Origin of the sequence: Variovorax rhizosphaerae (genome assembly GCF_037889975.1) — a bacterium.
Taxonomy (GTDB): domain Bacteria; phylum Pseudomonadota; class Gammaproteobacteria; order Burkholderiales; family Burkholderiaceae_C; genus Variovorax; species Variovorax rhizosphaerae.
In genome coordinates, this window is record NZ_JBBKZT010000002.1 from 1 (window position 1) to 18932 (window position 18932).

15 protein-coding genes are annotated in these 18932 nt (G+C 68.0%); 9 read left to right on the plus strand and 6 right to left on the minus strand.

Translation table 11 applies throughout. The annotated features are described in order from the left end of the window. From WKW82_RS03870 to cobA, 3 genes are all read left to right on the plus strand, one after another. Positions 1-2758, plus strand: a 2758-nt coding sequence (locus WKW82_RS03870; RefSeq protein WP_340340939.1) for a nitrate reductase, incomplete at its 5' end; no start/stop codon positions are given. A 139-nt stretch (positions 2759-2897) separates the two neighbouring features. Continuing rightward, positions 2898-3803 (plus strand): DNA-binding protein YbiB, encoded by a 906-nt coding sequence (gene ybiB, locus WKW82_RS03875; RefSeq protein ID WP_340340940.1) that lies wholly within the window; start codon positions 2898-2900, stop codon positions 3801-3803. Beyond that, positions 3800-4597 carry a uroporphyrinogen-III C-methyltransferase gene (gene cobA, locus WKW82_RS03880; RefSeq protein ID WP_340340941.1) on the plus strand — a complete coding sequence of 266 codons (798 nt, stop codon included), beginning with the start codon at positions 3800-3802 and terminating at the stop codon, positions 4595-4597. Before ybiB ends, cobA begins: the two co-directional genes overlap by 4 nt. 6 nt (positions 4598-4603) lie before the next feature. On the opposite strand, the gene WKW82_RS03885 is transcribed toward cobA, so the two are convergent. After that, positions 4604-8467, minus strand: coding sequence for a M48 family metallopeptidase (locus WKW82_RS03885; RefSeq protein WP_340340942.1), 3864 nt, complete (start codon positions 8465-8467; stop codon positions 4604-4606). Positions 8468-8588: 121 nt separating this feature from the next. Between WKW82_RS03885 and WKW82_RS03890 the strand changes: the two genes are divergently transcribed. The 6 genes from WKW82_RS03890 (at position 8589) to WKW82_RS03915 (ending at position 13218) form a co-directional block, all read left to right on the plus strand. Then, entirely contained in the window at positions 8589-9716 is a 1128-nt protein-coding gene (locus WKW82_RS03890) for a sterol desaturase family protein (protein ID WP_340340943.1), read from the plus strand. Continuing rightward, positions 9716-10501, plus strand: a complete 786-nt coding sequence (locus WKW82_RS03895) for a YaeF family permuted papain-like enzyme (protein WP_340340944.1) — start codon at positions 9716-9718, stop codon at positions 10499-10501. The genes WKW82_RS03890 and WKW82_RS03895 overlap by 1 nt, the downstream gene beginning before the upstream one ends. Before the next feature lie 5 nt (positions 10502-10506). Next, entirely contained in the window at positions 10507-11757 is a 1251-nt protein-coding gene (locus WKW82_RS03900; RefSeq protein ID WP_340340945.1) for a BaiN/RdsA family NAD(P)/FAD-dependent oxidoreductase, read from the plus strand. Positions 11758-11970: 213 nt separating this feature from the next. Then, on the plus strand, positions 11971-12183 hold the full coding sequence (rpsU, locus tag WKW82_RS03905; RefSeq protein ID WP_007833691.1) for a 30S ribosomal protein S21: 213 nt from the start codon (positions 11971-11973) through the stop codon (positions 12181-12183). Between the two features lie 98 nt (positions 12184-12281). Next, a complete protein-coding gene (locus WKW82_RS03910) occupies positions 12282-12731 on the plus strand; it encodes a GatB/YqeY domain-containing protein (protein ID WP_340340946.1) in 450 nt (149 codons plus the stop codon). 37 nt (positions 12732-12768) lie between these two features. Further along, positions 12769-13218, plus strand: a complete 450-nt coding sequence (locus WKW82_RS03915; protein WP_340340947.1) for an NUDIX domain-containing protein — start codon at positions 12769-12771, stop codon at positions 13216-13218. A gap of 10 nt (positions 13219-13228) precedes the next feature. Here the strand turns inward: WKW82_RS03915 and WKW82_RS03920 are convergent, their stop codons facing one another. From WKW82_RS03920 to WKW82_RS03940, 5 genes are read right to left on the minus strand one after another with little or no spacing between them, the layout of a single operon-like run. Continuing rightward, entirely contained in the window at positions 13229-14632 is a 1404-nt protein-coding gene (locus tag WKW82_RS03920; RefSeq protein ID WP_340340948.1) for an MmgE/PrpD family protein, read from the minus strand. Next, positions 14629-15783 carry an acyl-CoA dehydrogenase family protein gene (locus WKW82_RS03925; RefSeq protein WP_340340949.1) on the minus strand — a complete coding sequence of 385 codons (1155 nt, stop codon included), beginning with the start codon at positions 15781-15783 and terminating at the stop codon, positions 14629-14631. Before WKW82_RS03925 ends, WKW82_RS03920 begins: the two co-directional genes overlap by 4 nt. Before the next feature lie 27 nt (positions 15784-15810). Further along, positions 15811-17004 (minus strand): thiolase, encoded by a 1194-nt coding sequence (locus WKW82_RS03930; RefSeq protein ID WP_340340950.1) that lies wholly within the window; start codon positions 17002-17004, stop codon positions 15811-15813. Next, positions 17001-17399, minus strand: coding sequence for a Zn-ribbon domain-containing OB-fold protein (locus WKW82_RS03935; protein ID WP_340340951.1), 399 nt, complete (start codon positions 17397-17399; stop codon positions 17001-17003). The genes WKW82_RS03930 and WKW82_RS03935 overlap by 4 nt, the downstream gene beginning before the upstream one ends. 19 nt (positions 17400-17418) lie before the next feature. After that, a complete protein-coding gene (locus WKW82_RS03940) occupies positions 17419-18930 on the minus strand; it encodes a class I adenylate-forming enzyme family protein (RefSeq protein WP_340340952.1) in 1512 nt (503 codons plus the stop codon). Positions 18931-18932 lie beyond the last annotated feature (2 nt).

An 18932-nucleotide genomic window follows, 5' to 3' on the forward strand; every position in this document is an offset into this window, starting at 1 on the left:
CGACCAGATCACCGGCGTGCGTGGCGACCCGGACCACCCCGCCAACTTCGGCCGCCTCTGCTCCAAGGGCTCGACCCTGCACCTCACCGCATCGGCCGAAGTCACCCGCCAGACGCGCCTGCTGCAACCCATGCAGCGCTTCGAGCGCAAGGCCGCCCCACAACCCATCACCTGGGACATCGCCCTCGACACCGCCGCCGACAAGTTCGCCAGCATCATCCGCGACCACGGCCCCGATGCCGTCGGCTTCTACGTCTCCGGCCAACTGCTCACCGAGGACTACTACGTCTTCAACAAGCTCGCCAAGGGCCTGGTCGGCACCAACAACATCGACACCAACTCGCGCCTGTGCATGAGCAGCGCCGTCGCGGGCTACAAGAAGACGCTGGGCGCCGATTCGCCACCGGCCTGCTACGACGACTTCAAAGACGCCCAATGCCTGTTCATCGTCGGCAGCAACACCGCCTGGGCGCATCCGATCCTGTTTCGTCGCATCGAGGATGCCAAGCGCGCCAATCCTGCGATGAAGATCATCGTGGCCGACCCGCGCCGCACCGACACCGCCGAGATCGCCGACCTGTTCCTGCCGATCCAGCCCGGCACCGACGTGATGCTGTTCCACGGCATGCTGCACCTCATGCTTTGGGAAGGCTGGACGAAGCCCGAATACATCGCCTCGCACACCAACGGCTTCGACGCGTTGAAAGCCACGGTCCGCGATTGCACGCCCGACAAGGTCGCGCAGGTCTGCGGCATCGACAAGGCCGACCTGCTCGAAGCCGCGCGCCTCTTCGCCACCTCGGCCGCCACGCTGAGCCTGTATTGCCAGGGCCTCAACCAGTCGTCCTCGGGCACCGCCAAGAACGCCGCGCTCATCAACCTGCACCTGGCCACGGCCCAGATCGGCAAGCCCGGCGCGGGCCCGTTCTCGCTCACCGGCCAACCGAACGCCATGGGCGGGCGCGAAGTCGGCGGATTGGCCAACCTGCTGAGCGCGCATCGCGATCTGTCCAATCCAACACACCGTGCCGAGGTCGCCGCGCTGTGGGGTGTGCCCGAGGTGCCCGCAACACCCGGCAAGACCGCCGTCGAAATGTTCCAGGCCGCCGCCGACGGCGAGATCAAGGCGCTGTGGATCGCCTGCACCAACCCCGCCCAATCGATGCCGGACCAGGCGACAGTGCGCCGCGCCCTCGAACGCGCCGAGTTCGTCGTGGTGCAGGAGGCGTTCGCCACCACCGCGACCTGTGCCTATGCCGATCTGCTGCTGCCCGCCACCACCTGGGGCGAGAAGACCGGCACGGTCACCAACAGCGAGCGGCGCATCTCGCGCGTGCGCCCAGCCGTCGCGGCACCCGGCGCGGCGCGGCATGACTGGTCCGCGGGGACGGACTTCGCCCGACGCCTGGAAGCCCGCCTGCCGCCTCGCGCATCCACGACGCTCTTCCCCTACCCGCTCGACAGCGAGGCCGGCGCCGAATCGATCTGGAACGAACACCGCGAGACCACGCGCGGCCGCGACCTCGACATCACTGGCCTGAGCTGGCCCATGCTCGAAGCGCAAGGCCCGCAGCAATGGCCGCTGCCCGAAGGCGCCAGCACGGGACGTGCGCGCCTCTACGAAGACGGTCGCTTCCCGACGCCAGACGGCCGCGCCCGCTTCGTCGACACGCCCTACAAGCCCGTGGCAGAACAGCGCGAGGCCCGCTTCCCCTTCTCCCTCAACACCGGGCGCCTGCGCGACCAGTGGCACGGCATGAGCCGCACCGGCACGCTCGGCCGGCTGTTCGGCCACGTGGCCGAACCGGTCGTGCAGATGCACCCGCAGGACATGGTCCGACGCCAGCTCAAGGACGGCGATCTCGTCCACTTGACTTCCCGCCGCGGCAGCATCGTGCTTCCAGCCCGGGCCAGCCGCGAGGTCGGCATGAGCCAGGCTTTCGTCGCGATGCACTGGGGTGAGGAATACCTCAGTGGGCGCGCCTCCAACGGCGAACGACTGGCCGGCATCAACGCGATCACCAGCCCCGCCTACTGCCCCGATTCGAAGCAGCCTGAACTCAAGCACGCCGCCATCAAGATCCTCAAGGCCGAACTGCCCTGGTCCCTGCTCGCGGCGGCCTGGTTGCCGGACGGCACGGCGCTGAGCGCGCTGCAGGAACTGCGCGGGTTGATGAAAGAATTTCCGTTCGCGAGTTGCGTCCCCTTCGGCACGGGCGGCGCGCTGTCGGCGGGCGCCGCTGAACGCACCGGCCTGCTGTTCCGCGCCGCCGGGGACGAGGCCGCTACCGACGCACTGCTGAGCCGCATCGAGTCCCTGCTCGGCCTGTCGACCTCCGACACGCTGCGCTACGCCGATGTGCGCCACGGCCAACGCCGCGCGGCACGCCTGGTACGCAGCGCCGCTTCTCCCGACGAGGCGCACCTCGAAGGCTTCCTGCTGGCCGGCGATACCCGGGCCGAAGCCTGGATCACCGCGCTGCTGCGCGACCAACTGCCCGCCCAATCCTTCGGCAGGCAATTGTTGCGACCCGGCGCGACCGCGCCCGTGGGCGTCGCGGCACGCGGCAAGATCGTCTGCAGTTGCTTCGGCGTCACCGAATCGGCCATCGGCGAAAAGCTGCAGGGCTGCACCGGCAATGACGACCAGCGCCTGGCAGAACTCCAGGGCGCGTTGCAATGCGGCACCAACTGCGGCTCCTGCCTGCCCGAACTGCGGCGCATGGTCCGCGCCGAACTGGCAGAGGCGGCACCGTGAGTCCAACGCCGTGTCGCCCCATGCAAGCTCATCCCGCAGCCTCCGGCGCGGAGCTGTCCCAATGACCACCCACGCCGCGCTCACAGGCATAAGCCGACTCGCGAATTGGCATAACGCTTGCGGGACAATCCGCGCACCCATGGGAATCAGTCAATACATCAAGGAAATCGGCCGCGGCGCGCGCGGTGCGAAGCCACTCACCCGCGAACAGGCCACCGACCTGTTCGGCCAGGTGCTGGACGGCACCGTCACCGACCTCGAAATCGGCGGCTTCTGCCTGGCCATGCGCATCAAGGGCGAGACGCCCGAGGAGATGGCCGGCTTCCTCGACGCCACGCACACCCGCCTCGACCGCATTCCGCCCGGCGACCGCCCGCTCATCGTGCTGCCCAGCTACAACGGCGCGCGCAAGTTGCCGGTGCTCACGCCCTTGCTGGCCCTGCTGCTGGCGCGCGAAGGCCTGCCGGTGCTAGTGCACGGCGCCGCCACCGAATCGACCCGCGTGCTGGCCTCCAACGTGCTCGCCGCGCTCGGCACCCGGCCGATGACCACCATCGCGCCCATTGCCAACGGCGAGGTCGCATTCGCACCGACGGAGCTGCTCAGCCCCGGCCTCAAGCGCCTGCTCGATGTGCGCCGCGTGGTCGGCCTGCGCAACCCCGGCCACAGCGTCGTCAAGCTGATGCAGCCCACTGAAGGCCCCTGCGTGGTGGTCGGCAGCTACACCCACCCCGCCTATGCCGAATCGATGGCCGCGACCTTCGAGCTGATGGGCATCACCGCCCTCCTCTCGCGCGGCCTCGAAGGCGAAGTCGTCTCGGACCCACGCCGCACCGCGCAGATCGACGGCTTCCTGCGCGGCGCCCGCATCGAACTGCAGGCGCAGCAACCCGGCACGCACGGCGAAGTCGAAGGCCTGCCGACCGAGATCGACATCGAAACCACGGCCAGCTACACGCGCCGCGTGCTGGCCGGCGACGCACCGGTGCCGGCCGCGATCGCGCAACAGGTCGAATACATCAAGCAACTGGCGAATCGGCTATGAGCAAACCCACCTTCCCCACCCAAGGCACCTGCACCCTCGTCGGCGCCGGCCCGGGCGACCCGGACCTGCTGACGCTGAAGGCCGTCAAGGCGATCCACGCGGCCACCGTGCTCTTCGTCGACGACCTGGTCAACGACGCCATCCTCGGCTACGCGCGGCCGGAGGCACGCATCGTGCACGTGGGCAAGCGCGGCGGCTGCAAGAGCACGCCGCAGGCTTTCATCGAGAAGCTCATGATCACCGCGGTGCGCGAAGGCGAGGCCGTGGTTCGCTTGAAAGGCGGTGACCCGTTCATCTTCGGCCGCGGCGGCGAGGAGGTCGAGCACCTGCGCGAGGCCGGCATCGAATGCACCGTGGTCAACGGCATCACCGCCGGCCTGGCCGCAGTGACTTCGCTGAACGTGCCGCTCACCCACCGCGACCACGCGCAGGGCGTGGTGTTAGTCACCGGCCATGCCAAGACCGGCGCGGGCGCCGCCGAAGCGCCGACCGACTGGCGCGCCCTGGCCGCCACGGTGCGCGACGCGCGGCTCACGCTGGTGATCTACATGGGCGTGTCCGGCGTGCAGCACATCCAGGACGAGTTGCTTCAGGGCCTGCCCGGCGATACGCCGGTGGCCGTGATCCAGCATGCGAGCCTGCCGCAGCAGTGCCACATCGCGACCACGCTGGCCCGGCTCCAGGCCGGCATCGCCGAGGCCGCGCTGGCAAGCCCGTCGATCATCGTCGTGGGCGACGTGCTGCGCGGACTCGCCGCGGCCGGTGCAGAGAACCAGTCCCGCTTCGGGACTTGAACTTGCTCAGCTGCTGAAGTAGGGCCGCTCCGCCGGCAACAGCGCACGCTTGGCAAAGCTGCGCCATGGCGCCGGCGCATGCTGTCCCCAGGCGATCAGCCCGATGCCGTAGGCCTGCGCCCGCACCTGCGGCGACACGCCTTGCAGCATGGCCTCCAGATGGGTCCGATCGCGGAATCCCGGCTCGGGCCGCAGCGCGTCACGCGGCTGGCCGCGCATGGCCTCCAGGCCCGCCACGAAGTTGCCCACGGCCTTCGCCTCCGCGGCCGGCAACTGGCGCACGAATGCCGCCAGCATCTGCTCGGTCTTCTGCCCCGACTTGATCGCGAGACCGATGGCCACCCACGCATTGTCGAAATCCATCGCCAGGCGGGTTTGCGCCTTGAGCGCCGCTGCCACGGCCGCAGGCCCCGCACCATCGGACGCCCCGACCATCAGCGCCAGCCGAGGTTCCGGCGCCGAAGGGGCCTCGGCGAGTGCGAGCGCCCTGTCGAGTTGGCCCCGGTCCAATGCAGCGTAGCCGAGCGCGGGACCGTCCGATACCGACAGGTTGCTGCCCCGCAACTCGACGAGGGCCTGGAGCACCTGGGAATGAGCGGCCAGATCGGCCAGGTCGGCGCCCTCTCCGCCCTCGATCCGGCGGATGCGCGCCAGGTCCAGCGACACGACATGGCGCAGCGGCGGACTCTTCGCTGCCGCCTCGAGCGCCTGCCGGGCCTGCGGCCAAGCCTGCTCCGCGGCCCACACATGGGCGGCGGCATAGGCGAACCAGGCGCTCTCCGGATATTGGGCCGCGCCGCGCTTGAAGGTCGCGTCCCTGACCGCTTCATCGTTGATGCAGCGCACCGTGAGGTAGACCAGGTCGCCCTGGTCCGGGCGTGCCCGCTGCAGTTCCCTGTGTCGGTCGCAAACACGGTGGCGCTCGCCCGGCGCCGCGGCATCCTGCAGTGCGCGCAGCGCGATGATTTCATGGGGGTCGCGTTGCAGCCGCTCGCGCAGGATCGCATCGTGCCCGGGCAGGGATTGCGCCAACGTGACCCAGTCCAGCAGGTCTTCCGAATCGCCAACGTCCCAACGCGCGTGGGCGGCGATCAGCGCGTTGCGCTCCGCTTCGTTGTCCAGCATGCCGAGGTTCGCCTGTACCGAACGCGTCTCGGCAGCACTCAGGGCCTCGCGCGTGCCGCCGCCGCCTGAAGCCCGGACCTGCTTCGGTGGCGCTTCAAGCAAATATTGCGCCGACTGGCTCGACCAGCGCGGCGCACCCAACGGCCTGGCCGCGCGAGCCGTGGCGGCGCCATAGGTCGCGGTCCACGCCACCAAGGGGCTTGCACCCGCGATGTTGTAGACGTAGCGCCCGCCGACCTGTTCCGGCGTGACCGTCAACGATTCGATCTCCGCCCCCTCGGCAGTGCGCGTCGTCAATGAGAGCGGCCGATTGGCCTCGACCTCGAACTGCCTCGACGCACCCGCCGCCAGCACCGCCCGCTCGCCGCCCACCTGCACCTCGACATGGCGGCCGAGGCCATTGAAGGCCGTGACCCTGGACGTCCCCAGTGACGTGCTCACGCCCATCAGGCTGGCAATCACGCCCCCCGCCACGACGATGCGCGCAGCCCCGGCCCACCAGCCATCAGCGACCTGGAAGCGCGACCACGCATCGAGCTTGAGTTGCCGCGGTCGCTCCTGCCCTGCAACCAGCGTGTCGTAGCGCGTCGGCGTGACGGGCATCACCGGCGCGACGCCCACCGGCTGCTGCGAGATGGCCGCGTCGCGCAGCCGTGCTTCCGCCAGAAGAAGGCTGTCGAGTGCCGCCCGCCGCAGGCAGCGCAAGGCCCGCGTGATCGGGTTGAGCCAACTGTCGAGCGCCTTCAGCCATTCGTCGATGTTCTCGTGCGACGGATGGACAAGATCGAACTCGCCGATGTCGAGCGTTTGCTCCCAGTTCGCATGTCCCAGCAGCGCCACCACCTCGGCGCCGGGCAGCATGCTGGTGCGCTCACGCGAGACTTGCGACATCAGCATGAACAATGCGCCGGCGTCGCACAAGGCGCGCTCCGCTTCCTTGTGGCTGGTCTTGCGCTTGGCCGTGACCATCGCGACCGTGTTCTGCAACACCGCATGCATGTCGAGCAGGTTGGCCTCGGTGTGCTCCGCGTAGTGCAGGAGGCGCAGCAAGCCGAACCAACTGGCCTCCCACTCGGCGCCGGCCCTGGAGGCCAGCACGCGGCAGGTGCTGCGGCACAGCCTGTCATGCATTGCCAGCGCGCGTTCGATGTCGAGGATCTCCCGCGTGACCTCCTCGATCACGCCCGCCAGTTCGCGCCGCTTGATCGGACGTCCGCGATGCTCCAGTCGCGTGCCGGCGCTCACGGCCGCGCCATTGCGAAGCGCGGTCAGCGCGGCGCGCTCATGGCACAGCGCGTCGAGTCGTGCGAGGTCGGCGGACAGCGATTCGGGATACAGCTGTGCGGACGCGTCCGCGGATGCTTCCAGGTCGAACAGTTGCTCCGCCGTCGTCTCCGAACGCGTGACGGCGCGGGCCAGGTAGAGCCCCCGGTATTGGCGGCGATATGACTCGCGGTCGTATTCGGCATCCAGCGCGGCCTGCGAAGCTTCGCGCGAGGCCGCCGCCGGCGCCGGTTCGATGTGGCGGATCAGGCTCGCGCAGATCCGCTCGCGCAGCGCCTGCGGCTCATTGAACAAGGCCCAACTCGACTCGCCGCGCAACTCCGCCGAGAGGTACATGCGCTTGGCGTTCTCTTCGCGCTCGTGGCTGGCCGGGTGCGTAGACCACATGCGCGACATCTGGATCTTGTCGCGCTTGAAGACGCGGTGCTCGGCGGACCCGGACGACTCGACGGAAGGACCGGGCGGCACACCGTAGCCAGGGTCATCGTAGACCGAGCGAAGTTTCACCAACACGCGCGCCTGGATGTCGTAGAGATCAGCCGTCGCCAAGCCCTTCTTCAACTGCTGGTTGGCGAACTCCAGCGTTCGGTCCCAGGCCGTCTCGGCCGCCTGCATCTTGTAGAGCGCATGGACCAGCGCATCGCTTCCTGCGAGGCCCACCGCCACGCGGTCGGCCTGGAACTCCATCTCGCGCGACAGCGCACGATCGGCCAGGACCACCACGCGGAAGAAGCTGTCCACCAGCGAGCGGATGGCCCACACCAGCAGCGAGAACAGCCAGCCCACCCAGGCCACGCGGATGTCGGCGCGCGACAGGCCGCCGAGGAAGTTGTCGAAGCGATCACGCTTGGCCACGACGTGCCCGGCGATCTGCTGCGCCAGGTACACCCAGCGCCCCACCGCCATCGTGCGCTGCGCGAAATGCCCGAACTCATGGGCCAGCACCGCCTTGAACTCCGACACCGTCAGCATGTTGACCAGCGCCAACCCGATCTCCAGGTTCTTGCGCGAAGGCAGGAACAGATTGGCCAGCGACAGGTCGTAGAACACCGCCGCGTTGACGCGGGTCGACAGGTACACCTTGTGCGGCCGCGGCGCTCTGGCTTCGTCGGCCAGGCGATGCAGGAAGGCAAACAGTCGCGGCTGCTCGGCCTCCGAAATTTCCGTGAGCGAGCCCAGTTCGCCGCGGCGCACGAACACCAGCGCCTTGAACATGAAGAAGGCCAGGAAGCCCGCCGCCACGCCCACCACCAGTTGCAGCACGCCGTCGGGCGAACCCTGCAGCGAGGCCCGGATCGACACCCATGCCTTCCAGGCCAGCCAGCCTGAAAAACCGAGATAAGCCGCGACAAATGCCAGCAATGCCGACATCGCGAGCCAGGCCTGCCGACGGTAGGCGGCAGTAGACCTGACAATCGCATCCTTCCCCGCACCCGGACCTGCCGGATACAACGCATCCATGTTGTGAGCTCCCTCCAGCCGAGGATGCGAAATGGGAAGACCCCACTGACAATCGCTATCCGCTGGTTCAAAAATAGTGACAAGGATGATCCATGCGCGGCCCGATGGCGGAAAGCTAGAAATGCTCGAAAAACTCAACGAATTCAGTGAGAGCCACGGTGAACTCCAGCCGGGCAAGGGATTAGTCACAGGAACCATCGCGCTCACGCTCGGCATCCTGTGTTTCCTGGGGGTGCTGGCCTTCCATTTCCCGCAGTACCTCACCACGCCGGAGCTTCGACGCAGCTACAACGTCGACGTGATGCGCTACATCCTGCTGACGGCGATGGTGATCGCGGGCGGCCTGTCGCTGGTCAACGTGATCTTCAACCGGGCGCGCTGGCTGTCGGCCTTCGCGTTCCTGCTGATCGCGGCGGCGGCGCTGCTCGGCGGCCACAAGGTGCCGGTGGACAGCAACTTCCCGGACCACACGCCCTACATCGGGCTCGACTGGTTCATCCTCGACCTGCTCGGCTCGTCGCTGATCTTCATCTTCATCGAGAAGCTGTTCGCCTACCGCAAGGAGCAGCCCGTGTTTCGCGACGAATGGCAGACCGACCTGCACCACTTCATCGTCAACCACATGATCGTCGGCTTCGTGCTGCTGGCGACCAACCTGCTGGTGCACAAGCTGTTCGGCTGGGCCGCCAACGACGGCATCCGCGGCTGGGTGGCCAGCCTGCCCTTCTGGGCCGGGTTGCTGCTGATCATCCTGGTGGCCGACCTGGTGCAGTACTGGACGCACCGCGGCTACCACGAGGTGCCGCTGCTGTGGCGCCTGCACGCGGTGCACCACAGCGTGAAGAGCATGGACTGGATGGCCGGCTCGCGCCAGCACATCCTGGAACTGCTCATCACACGCACACTCGTGCTGGCGCCGATCTACGTGCTGGGCTTCAGCAAGGAAGTGATCGACGCGTACATCGTGGTGGTTGGCTTCCAGGCGGTGTTCAACCATTGCAACGTGAACGTGCGCCTCGGGCCGCTGCGCTACATCATCGTCACGCCCAACTTCCACCACTGGCACCACAGCCAGGACGACGAGGCGATCGACAAGAACTACGCCGCGCACTACGCCTTCCTGGACTACCTCTTCGGCACCGCCGTGAAGAGCACCAAGCTGTGGCCCGAGCACTACGGCGTGGTCGGCGACTACGTGCCGAACGGCTTCTTCAAGCAGCTGAAGTTTCCGTTTGTCTGGAAGGGATGATGAGATTTCCTGTCCTGGTCGCGGCGTTGAGTGCGGCGCTGTTGATGTCGGCCTGCGCGTCGCGCGTCGACCTTCCCACACGCAATACGTTGCCCGCGGTTCGCATGCAAAGCTCGGCCATCGCGCCGGGCAACGGCGGTGAACTCATCACGGCCACTGCGCTGGAACCGGGCGACATCCTGCTCACCTCGGTCGCCACCCTCACCTCCTTCAGCATCCGCCTCGGCAGCTTCGCGCCAGTGAGCCATGCGGTGCTGTACCTCGGCAACGGACGCATCGCCGAAGCCGTGGGCAGCGGCGTGCGTGCGCGCGGCCTCGACGAAGTGATCGCGGAAGAACAGATGGTGGTGGCCTTTCGCGTTCCGGGCCTCGATGCGGCCCATGTCGAGCGCATGCGTGCGTGGGCGCTGTCGAAGGTCGACACACCCTACAACACGGTCGGCGTGATGCTGAATGCCCCTTTCGTGCTGAACCGCCGCATGTGCGAGTTGCCGCTGGTGCCGTCGCCCGTCAGCAACTTCTGCATGACCGGCATGGCCACCGTGCAACTCGGCGCCAGCCGCAACGACCAGTTCTTCTGCTCACAGTTCGTGCTGGAAGCCTACAACCAGGCCGGCGCGCCGATCACCACCGCCGACCCGCGCTGGGTCAGCCCGGCCGACCTGCTGCACATGCGCGAAGGCGACGTGCCGTCGATCCCGGCGACGCAGCCGCTGCGCTATGTCGGGCACCTGAAGTACAACCCGATGCCGGTGATCACGGCGGATGGAGCGACCTCGCGGTGACAGGGATGGCTGAATTCGACGTCGTCGTCATCGGCGCAGGCGCCGCCGGCCTGTTCTGCGCTGCGCAGGCCGGCCAGCGCGGCCTGAAGGTCTTGCTGATCGACCACAGCGAGCGCATCGCCGAGAAGATTCGCATCTCGGGCGGCGGGCGCTGCAACTTCACCAACCGCGACCTGGACCCGCGCGCGCCGCAGAAGCACTTCGTCGGCGACAACCCGAACTTCTGCCGGTCGGCCCTGTCGCGGTACACGTCGCAGCAGTTCATTGCATTGGTGGATCGCCACGGCATCGCGCACCACGAGAAGCACAAGGGCCAGCTGTTCTGCGACGGGCCATCGCAGCAGATCATCGACATGCTGCTGGCTGAATGCGCCGACGGCAAGGTCACGCATTGGCAGCCGTGCAGCGTGAAGTCCGTGGCGTATTCGGCAACCGATGGCAACGGCTCGGGGAGCTATCAACTCGAAACCAGCCGAGGTTCGGTCGCAGCCACGAACATCGTCATCGCGACGGGCGGCCTGTCGATCCCGCAACTTGGCGCCAGCGATTTCGGCTATCGCATGGCTCGGCAGTTCGGACTGGACGTCATCCCGCCGCGTCCCGCGCTGGTGCCGCTGACTTTTGCCGGCGAAGGCTGGGCGCCCTACGCAGGCCTGGCCGGCCTGACGCTGCCGGTGCAGATCGAGACCGGCGCGAAGAAGGAGCGCATGGCCTTCCTGGAGGACCTGCTGTTCACGCACCGCGGCCTTTCCGGCCCGGCGGTGCTGCAGATCTCCAGTTACTGGAAGGAGGGAACGCCCCTCACGATCGACTTTGCGCCCGGTACCGACGTGGCCGCCGCGCTGGGCGAGGCCAAGGCCCGCTCGCGCAAGCGGATCGGCAACGAACTGGCATCGCTGGTCCCGTCGCGCCTCGCGGACGCCTTGGTGGACGGGGAGCCTGCCCTGCAGCGCCCCATCAACGAAGCCGCCGACCGTGCGTTGCAGGCCCTGGCCGAACGCATCGCACGCTGGCAGATCACGCCCGCCGGCACCGAGGGTTACAAGAAGGCCGAGGTGACGGCAGGCGGCGTCGACACCCGCGAACTGTCCTCCCAGACGATGGAATCGAAAAAGCAGCCCGGTCTCTACTTCATCGGCGAAGTGGTCGACGTCACAGGTTGGCTCGGCGGTTACAACTTCCAATGGGCCTGGGCGAGCGCTTTCGCCTGTGCCGTGGCCCTTTCAAGTCGATGTGGCACTGCCGTCTCGACTTGATCCGCCTCTGTGACGCGCAGCGCACGGACCCTAGGGCTTTTTCAGTGCGCGACAACACCTCGGAGTTGTGTTAATGCTGCCCGATAGCCTTTTGTTGCTATAATCTTTGGCTAACTTCTGGCCTCCCCTCAACGGCCGCCAAAATTTTCAGTTGAGGAACCCCGGCCCGGGGCCTCGATCTCTCCAGGCCAAATCCAGTTCAACGAATCATCAATGACCACCATCCGCGTTAAAGAAAACGAGCCCTTCGACGTCGCACTGCGTCGCTTCAAGCGCACCATCGAAAAGCTCGGCCTGCTGACCGACCTGCGCGCCCGCGAGTTCTACGAAAAGCCGACCGCCGAGCGCAAGCGCAAGAAGGCCGCTGCCGTCAAGCGCCACTACAAGCGCGTGCGCAGCATGCAGCTCCCCAAGAAGCTGTACTAAGCACAGCTTCCGCTGGCCCCGCGCCAGTGACTCGAGCCGCGCCGGGGTAACCTGCCGCGGCTTTTGTTTTTTGCCTCCCCTCCAGGATTCGATTCGCCATGAGCCTCAAAGAAAAAATCACCGAAGACATGAAGACCGCCATGCGCGCCAAGGACTCCGAGCGCCTCGGCACGATCCGCCTGCTGCTGGCGGCGATGAAGCAGAAGGAAGTCGACGAGCGCGTGGATTTGGACGATGCGATGGTCGTGGCCATCGTCGACAAGCTGGTCAAGCAGCGCAAGGACTCGGTCGCCGCCTTCACCCAGGGCGGCCGCCAGGACCTCGCCGACAAGGAAGCGGCCGAGATCAAGGTGCTGGAGGTGTACCTGCCGCAACGCATGAGCGCCGACGAAGTGGCTGTCGAGGTCAAGGCCATCGTCGCCGAACTGGGTGCGAAGGGCCCGGGCGACATGGGCAAGGTGATGGGCACAGTCAAGACCAGGCTTGCCGGCAAGGCCGACATGGGCCAGGTCAGCGCCGCGGTCAAGGCGGCACTCAGCGGCGCATGAGCGCAGCGGCGAAGTGCCGGGCGTGGGAGCCGAACACTTGACCCGACCCATCCTCAAGGCCTGCGCCTGCCTTGTGGATGCGCACGGCCGCCTGCTGGTGTTCGACCACCCTGCCGATGGCGGCATGCAACTGCCCAAGGGAACTGTCGAGCCGGGCGAGCATCCGGAAGATGCCGTCCGGCGCGAATTGCTCGAGGAATCGGGCATCGACTACACCGGCGCCCTTGAAGACCTCGGCACCATGGACCGTCACTGCGAGGCCGGCGTCGAAGGCAGCAAGCGGCGCCACCCGCAACTCTGGCACCTCTACCTGATGCGCAGCAGCGCGCCGCTGCCGGAGCGCTTTGAGCACGTCGCCATGGGTAGCCCGGAGGAAGACGGCCTTGTCTTTCGCTTCCGCTGGCTCGCTGCGCAGGACAGTACTGACGAGTTCGCGCTGCCCTACCGCCGGGTGATCGAGCGCGTGCGGGCGGCCCTCAAGGCCTGACTCACCGACTTCAGGCGCTCTCCCGATCCAGCAGCATGCCGACGCGTTCGGCCGACGCCAGCGACCAGACCCACGCGATGACGCGGCGCATTTCCGCCTCGGTCGCACCATCCCGATACAAGGCGAGCCGGATCGCTTTCTCCTCCAGTTCACCCCGATCCAGCGTGTTGCCGGGATCGCCTTTAGGTTCGTCGACGCGGCCTGCGAGCGTGCGGCCATCGTGGGTGTCGACCACGACCTTGCCGATCCACCGAATCGGGTAGGCGCCATCCACCTCGTCGTCGAGCACCATGCGCACCTTGTCATGGAAGGCCACGACGGCCGCATCCTTGTAGTGGCCGTCGAACTCTGCCAGGCCCGCCCGACCGTGCACCGCGACCAGCCCCAGCACCGTGCCCATGGAGAACTTGGACTGGTGCACCGTCTGCGGGTCCGTGACCGGCCCCAGCACATCGATCGCGGCCTGGTGCACCTGCGCGGTGACCGCCCTGACGTCTTCCGCTGCCAGCTTGTGGCGCAGCACGATCTGCTGCAGCGCATCGGCCGCAGGGTGGGTGTGCCTGCAGGAGGCATGGAACTTGAACGACGTTTCCGCGAGCGTCCAGCGGGTGCCGAGCCGGTCGGTGAGGCGGTCGGCATCGGCATCGCGCGACATGCCTGCGGCCATGCCTTGCACGCCCGTCAGGATGCGCCGGGCACCGGTGAAGCCGTCTTTCGCGAGGTACGCCGCGGTCAGCCCGGCGCCCGCGGCGTGCGCGGTGTGGAGCTGCTTCGAATCGGCGGCGTCGCGCAGGAACTCCCACAGGCCCGAAGCCTGCGTGCCCGCGGAGCCGATCGCGTTCGACATCTGCTCGGGCGTCAACGACAACAGGCGTCCGGCCGTGACCGCTGCGGCCACGGCGCCCGCGGTGCCGGTGGTGTGGAAGATCTTGTAGTGCGAGCGTCCCAGGAATTCACCGACCCGGATACCGATTTCGTAGCCCGCGACGGCGGCCGCGAGCAGTTCGGCGCCGCTGGAGCTCTGCGCCTGCGCGATGGCCAGGGCGACCGGAAACACGACGGCGGCCGGATGGAAGACCGACCCGTTGTGAACGTCGTCCTGTTCCGCAAAGTGCGACGCTGCCGCGTTGGCCATCGCGGCCATCAGCGGACTCGAACCGGTGCGGTTGATCAGGATCTCGCTGCTCCCCTGCGCGGGTCCCATCGCCGACACGAAGCGCGTGAGCGTCTCCACGGGTCGCGCGCCCTTGCCAGCCAGCGTCGAGCCGATCCAGTCAAGCAGCAGGTCTTCCGCGCGGCGCAGCACCGGCTCGGGAATGTCGCCGATCTGCAAGCCGGCTGCGAACCTGGCCAATGCCAGTTCGGGGGTGCTGTCGACGGTCATGAGGTGGTTCATTTCGGTCGGTGCATTCATTGGCTGGCCTCACGGATCATGTTGCGGGCGATCACCAGTTGCAGGATCTGGCTGGTGCCTTCGTACAGGCGGAACAGGCGCACGTCGCGGTAGAAGCGCTCGATACCGTGGTCGGCCAGGTAGCCGGAGCCGCCGAAGATCTGCACCGCACGATCCGCCACGCGGCCGCACATCTCGGAGGCGAAGAGCTTGCAGCAGGAGGCCTCGGTGGCGACGTTCTCGCCGTTGTCGCGCCGGCGTGCGGCGTCCAGCACCATGCTGCGCGCGGCATAGACCTCCATGCGGCTGTCGGCGAGCATGGCCTGCACGAGCTGGAACTCGGCGATCGGCTGGCCGAACTGCTTGCGTTCCATCGCGTACTTCAGGGCATCGGCCAGCATGCGCTCGGCCACGCCGACGCAGATCGCGGCGATGTGGATGCGGCCCTTCTCGAGCACCTTCATCGCGGTCTTGAAGCCCATGCCTTCCTTGCCGCCGATGAGGTTCTCCGCCGGCACGCGGCAGTCTTCGAAGATCACGTCGGCGGTGTGCGCGCCGCGCTGGCCCATCTTCTTGTCGCGCTTGCCGATGCTGATGCCCGGCGTGTCGCGCTCGACGATGAAGGCCGACACACCGCCCGCGCCCTTGTTGAGCGGGTCGGTGCGCGCCATCAGCGTGAACACGCCGGCATGCGGCGCGTTGGTGATGAAGCGCTTGGTGCCGTTGACGACATAGTGGTCGCCGTCGCGGCGCGCGGTGGTGCGCAGCGATGCCGCGTCGGAGCCGGCCTCGGGCTCGGTCAGCGCGAAGGATGCAACCAGGTCACCGGTGGCCAGTCGCGGCAGGTACTTGTCCTTCTGCGCCGGCGTACCGTCGATGAGGATGCCCTGCGAGCCGATGCCGACAGTGGTGCCGAACAGCGAGCGGAAGGCCGGCGAGGTGTGGCCCATCTCGAACATCACCAGCGCCTCCTCCTCCATCGTCAGGCCGAGGCCGCCGTAGCTCTCGGGGACGGTGAGGCCGAACATGCCCATGGCCTTCATGTCGCGCACGATGTCCTCGGGGATCTCGTCGGTGTCGGCCACCTCCTGCTCGGCGGGCACGAGGCGTTCGCGCACGAAGCGGCGCACGGTGTCGAGGAAGGCCTCGATGGTTTCTGGATCACGGATCACGTTGGGCTCCTGGGGGATTGATGGGGTTCACAGGGCATCGGCCAGGCCGAGCAGCGCGGTGGCCTGGCTCGACAGCGTGCCGCCGTTGCCGTGGGCGAGCGCGACCTTGGCGCCCGCGACCTGCCGCGCGCCGCCTTCGCCGCGCAGTTGGCGCACCGCTTCGATCAAGGCAAAGATGCCGTACATGCCGGGATGCACGCACGACAGCCCGCCGCCGTTGGTGTTGACCGGCAGGCGACCGCCCGGCGCGATCGCGCCACCCTCGACCAAGGCACCGCCCTCGCCCTTGGCACAGAAGCCCAGGTCTTCGAGGAACAGCAGCGTGTTGATGGTGAAGGCGTCGTAGAGCTGCAGCAGGTCGACATCCTTCGGTGCGAGCCCGGCCATCGCGAAGGCGCGGGCGCCCGATTCCTGCGCACAGGTCACCGTGAGGTCGTGCATCGACGAGACCTGGCGGTTCCACACGGAGGTGGCGTTGCCGAGCACGTAGACCGGCGTGCGCGGCAGGTCCTTCGCGCGGTCCGCGCGCACCAGCACGAAGGCGCCGCCGCCGTCGGTCACGAGGCAGCAGTCGCGCACGCTCAAGGGGTCGGACACCATGCGGGCGGCCAGCACGTCGTCGATGCTCAGCGGGTCGCGCATGAAGGCCTCGGGGTTGAGCGCGGCCCATGCGCGCGCGGCCACGGCCACCTCGGCCAGATGGCGGCGCGTGGTGCCGTACTGGTGCATGTGGCGCGAGGCGACCAGCGCATAGGAGGACAGCGGCGACATCGGGTCGTAGGGCGATTCGTAGGGCTGCGGGTCGAGGAAGCGGCGGCTTGCGACCACCTCGCGCCGGCCGAAGGTGGCGGTGCGCTGGGCACTGCCGTAGCAGACCAGCACCGCGTTGCACTGCCCGGCCTGCAAGGCCATCATGGCTGGCAGCAGGTGCGCGATGAAGCTGGAGCCGCCGAGCATCGTGCTGTCGATGAAGCGCGGGCGCAGGCCGAGGTATTCGATGGCCGGCATGGCCCACATCGTGGCGCCGGCGCTGGCGGTGCAGAAGCCGTCGATGTCGCTCATCTTCAGGCCGGCATCGGCAACGGCGGCACGGGCGGCGCGGGCCAGCAGTTCCATGTCGGTGAAGCCGGGCGCCTCACCGCAGCCAAAGGTGGCGACGCCGGCGATGGCGGCGCTGCCGCGCAGGGCGCGCAGGCCGGCGGACACTTGAGGCGCGTTCATTGGCTCGCCTCCGCATTCACGGTGTCGAACAGCACCAGCCCAACGCCGTCCGTGACCTGCACGCGCGCTTTCACGCGCTGGCCGATGCGAACGTCCGCGGGCGCAATGCCTTCGACGCGGCTCATCAGGCGCACGCCTTCGTCGAGTTCGATGACGGACACGTTGTAGTCGCCGCCCGCCTCCGCCCTGCGGCGCACGGTGGTCACGGCGTAGACGGTGCCCAGGCCCGTCGGCTCGACCCATTCGGGCACGCTGCCGTCGAAGGGGCTGTACTCGCGCGGGTAGTAGATGCTGCGGCCGTCCTGACCGCGCTGGATCAGGAAGCGGCCCTGGTTCAGCGCGGCCTGGTGCCAGGCCTGCACGCCGGTGGCGGATGGATCGGGAAGGTTGCTCATATCGATATCTTTGAAAAATTCATGCGGCGCTGGGCTGCGTCTCGACGCCAGCCAGCAGTTCGCGCTTGATCACCTTGCCGCTGTGCGTCATGGGGAAGGACTCGACCACGTGCACCTGTGCGGGTCGCTTGTAGGGCGCCAGCCGCTCGCGCAGCCAGGCATCGAGTGCGTTTTGGTCGAGCGCGTGGCCGGGGCGCAGCGTGACGAAGGCGATCACGTCCTCGTTGCCCTGCCCTGCCGGCTTGCCCACGACCGCCGCGCCGCGAATGGCGTCGAAACCTTGCAGTGCGACTTCCACCTCGCCCGGATAGACGTTGAAGCCCGAGCGGATGATCATTTCCTTGAGCCGTCCGACCACGAACAGCGCACCGTCGTCGTCGACATGGCCGAGGTCGCCGCTGGCATACCAGCCGCCGGGGCGCATCACCTGCGCGGTGGCCTGGTCGTCGCGGAAATAGCCGGCCATGAGCCCGCGCCCGCGCAGCCAGATCTCGCCGCGCTCGTGAGCGGGCAGGTCTTGCCCGTCTGCGCCGACGATGCGCAGTTCCGCGCCCTCCACGCGCAGGCCGGCCGAGGTGTCGTCACGGTGCGCGCCGAGCGCGGTGACGCAGACCGATCCCGCGTATTCCGACAGGCCATAGCCATGGTGCAGCGGCAGGCCGAAACGTGCCTCGACCTGCTGCTTGAGCTGCATGTCGAGCGGGCCAGCGCCGGTGTAGAGATAGCGAAGCTGCGGCGCCTCGAGCCGCTCGATGCCGTGGTCGTCGCAGTGCGCCAGCAGCCGTGCGAACAGCGTCGGCGGCCCTTGCAGTTGCGAGATGCGGTGGTGTGCCAGCGCATCGAAGGCATCGGCCGGATCGAACTGGCTGCGCATCACCAGGCCGGCGCCTGCATGCAGCGAGGCGAGCAGCACGGTGGCCAGGCCGAAGATGTGCGTCATCGGCAGGTAGGCGTAGGAGCGGTCGTCGGCCGCGAGCCGGCGCGAGCGGGCCGACACGCCGCCGAAGTGCAGCAGCCCGTCGTGCGTGACCGTCACGCCCTTGGGCTGGCCGGTGGTGCCGGAGGTGAAGATGATCGCGGCCACGCGTTCGGCGAGCGGTCCGGTCTCGGCGCGTGCCTCTTGGCGCAGTGCGCTGCGCAGCAAGCCGGGCACGGCCGATGCGGTGGCATCCCAGCGCGCGCCGTGGGCCGCGGCGGCGCGCGACACCTGCGCGGTGAAGTAGATGCGCCGCACGTCGGCCTTGTCGGCAAAGGCCGCCACCTCGCCCGGCGCCATGCGTGCATTGACGCCGCATGACCAGGCGCCGACCTTGCTGCAGGCCAGTACCAGCGCGACATGCTCGGGGCAGTTCTCGGCCACGACCAACACGCGGTCGCCGGCGCGCACGCCGTCGTCGTGCAGCTCTTGCGTCAGTGCATCGACGCGTTCGCCGAGCGCGCGGAAGTCGAGTTCGCCCTCCGGCAGGCAGAGGAAGGGGCGGCCCGCATCGCGCAGCCGCCAGGCATCGAAGGCTTCATGGATTCGCTGCATCG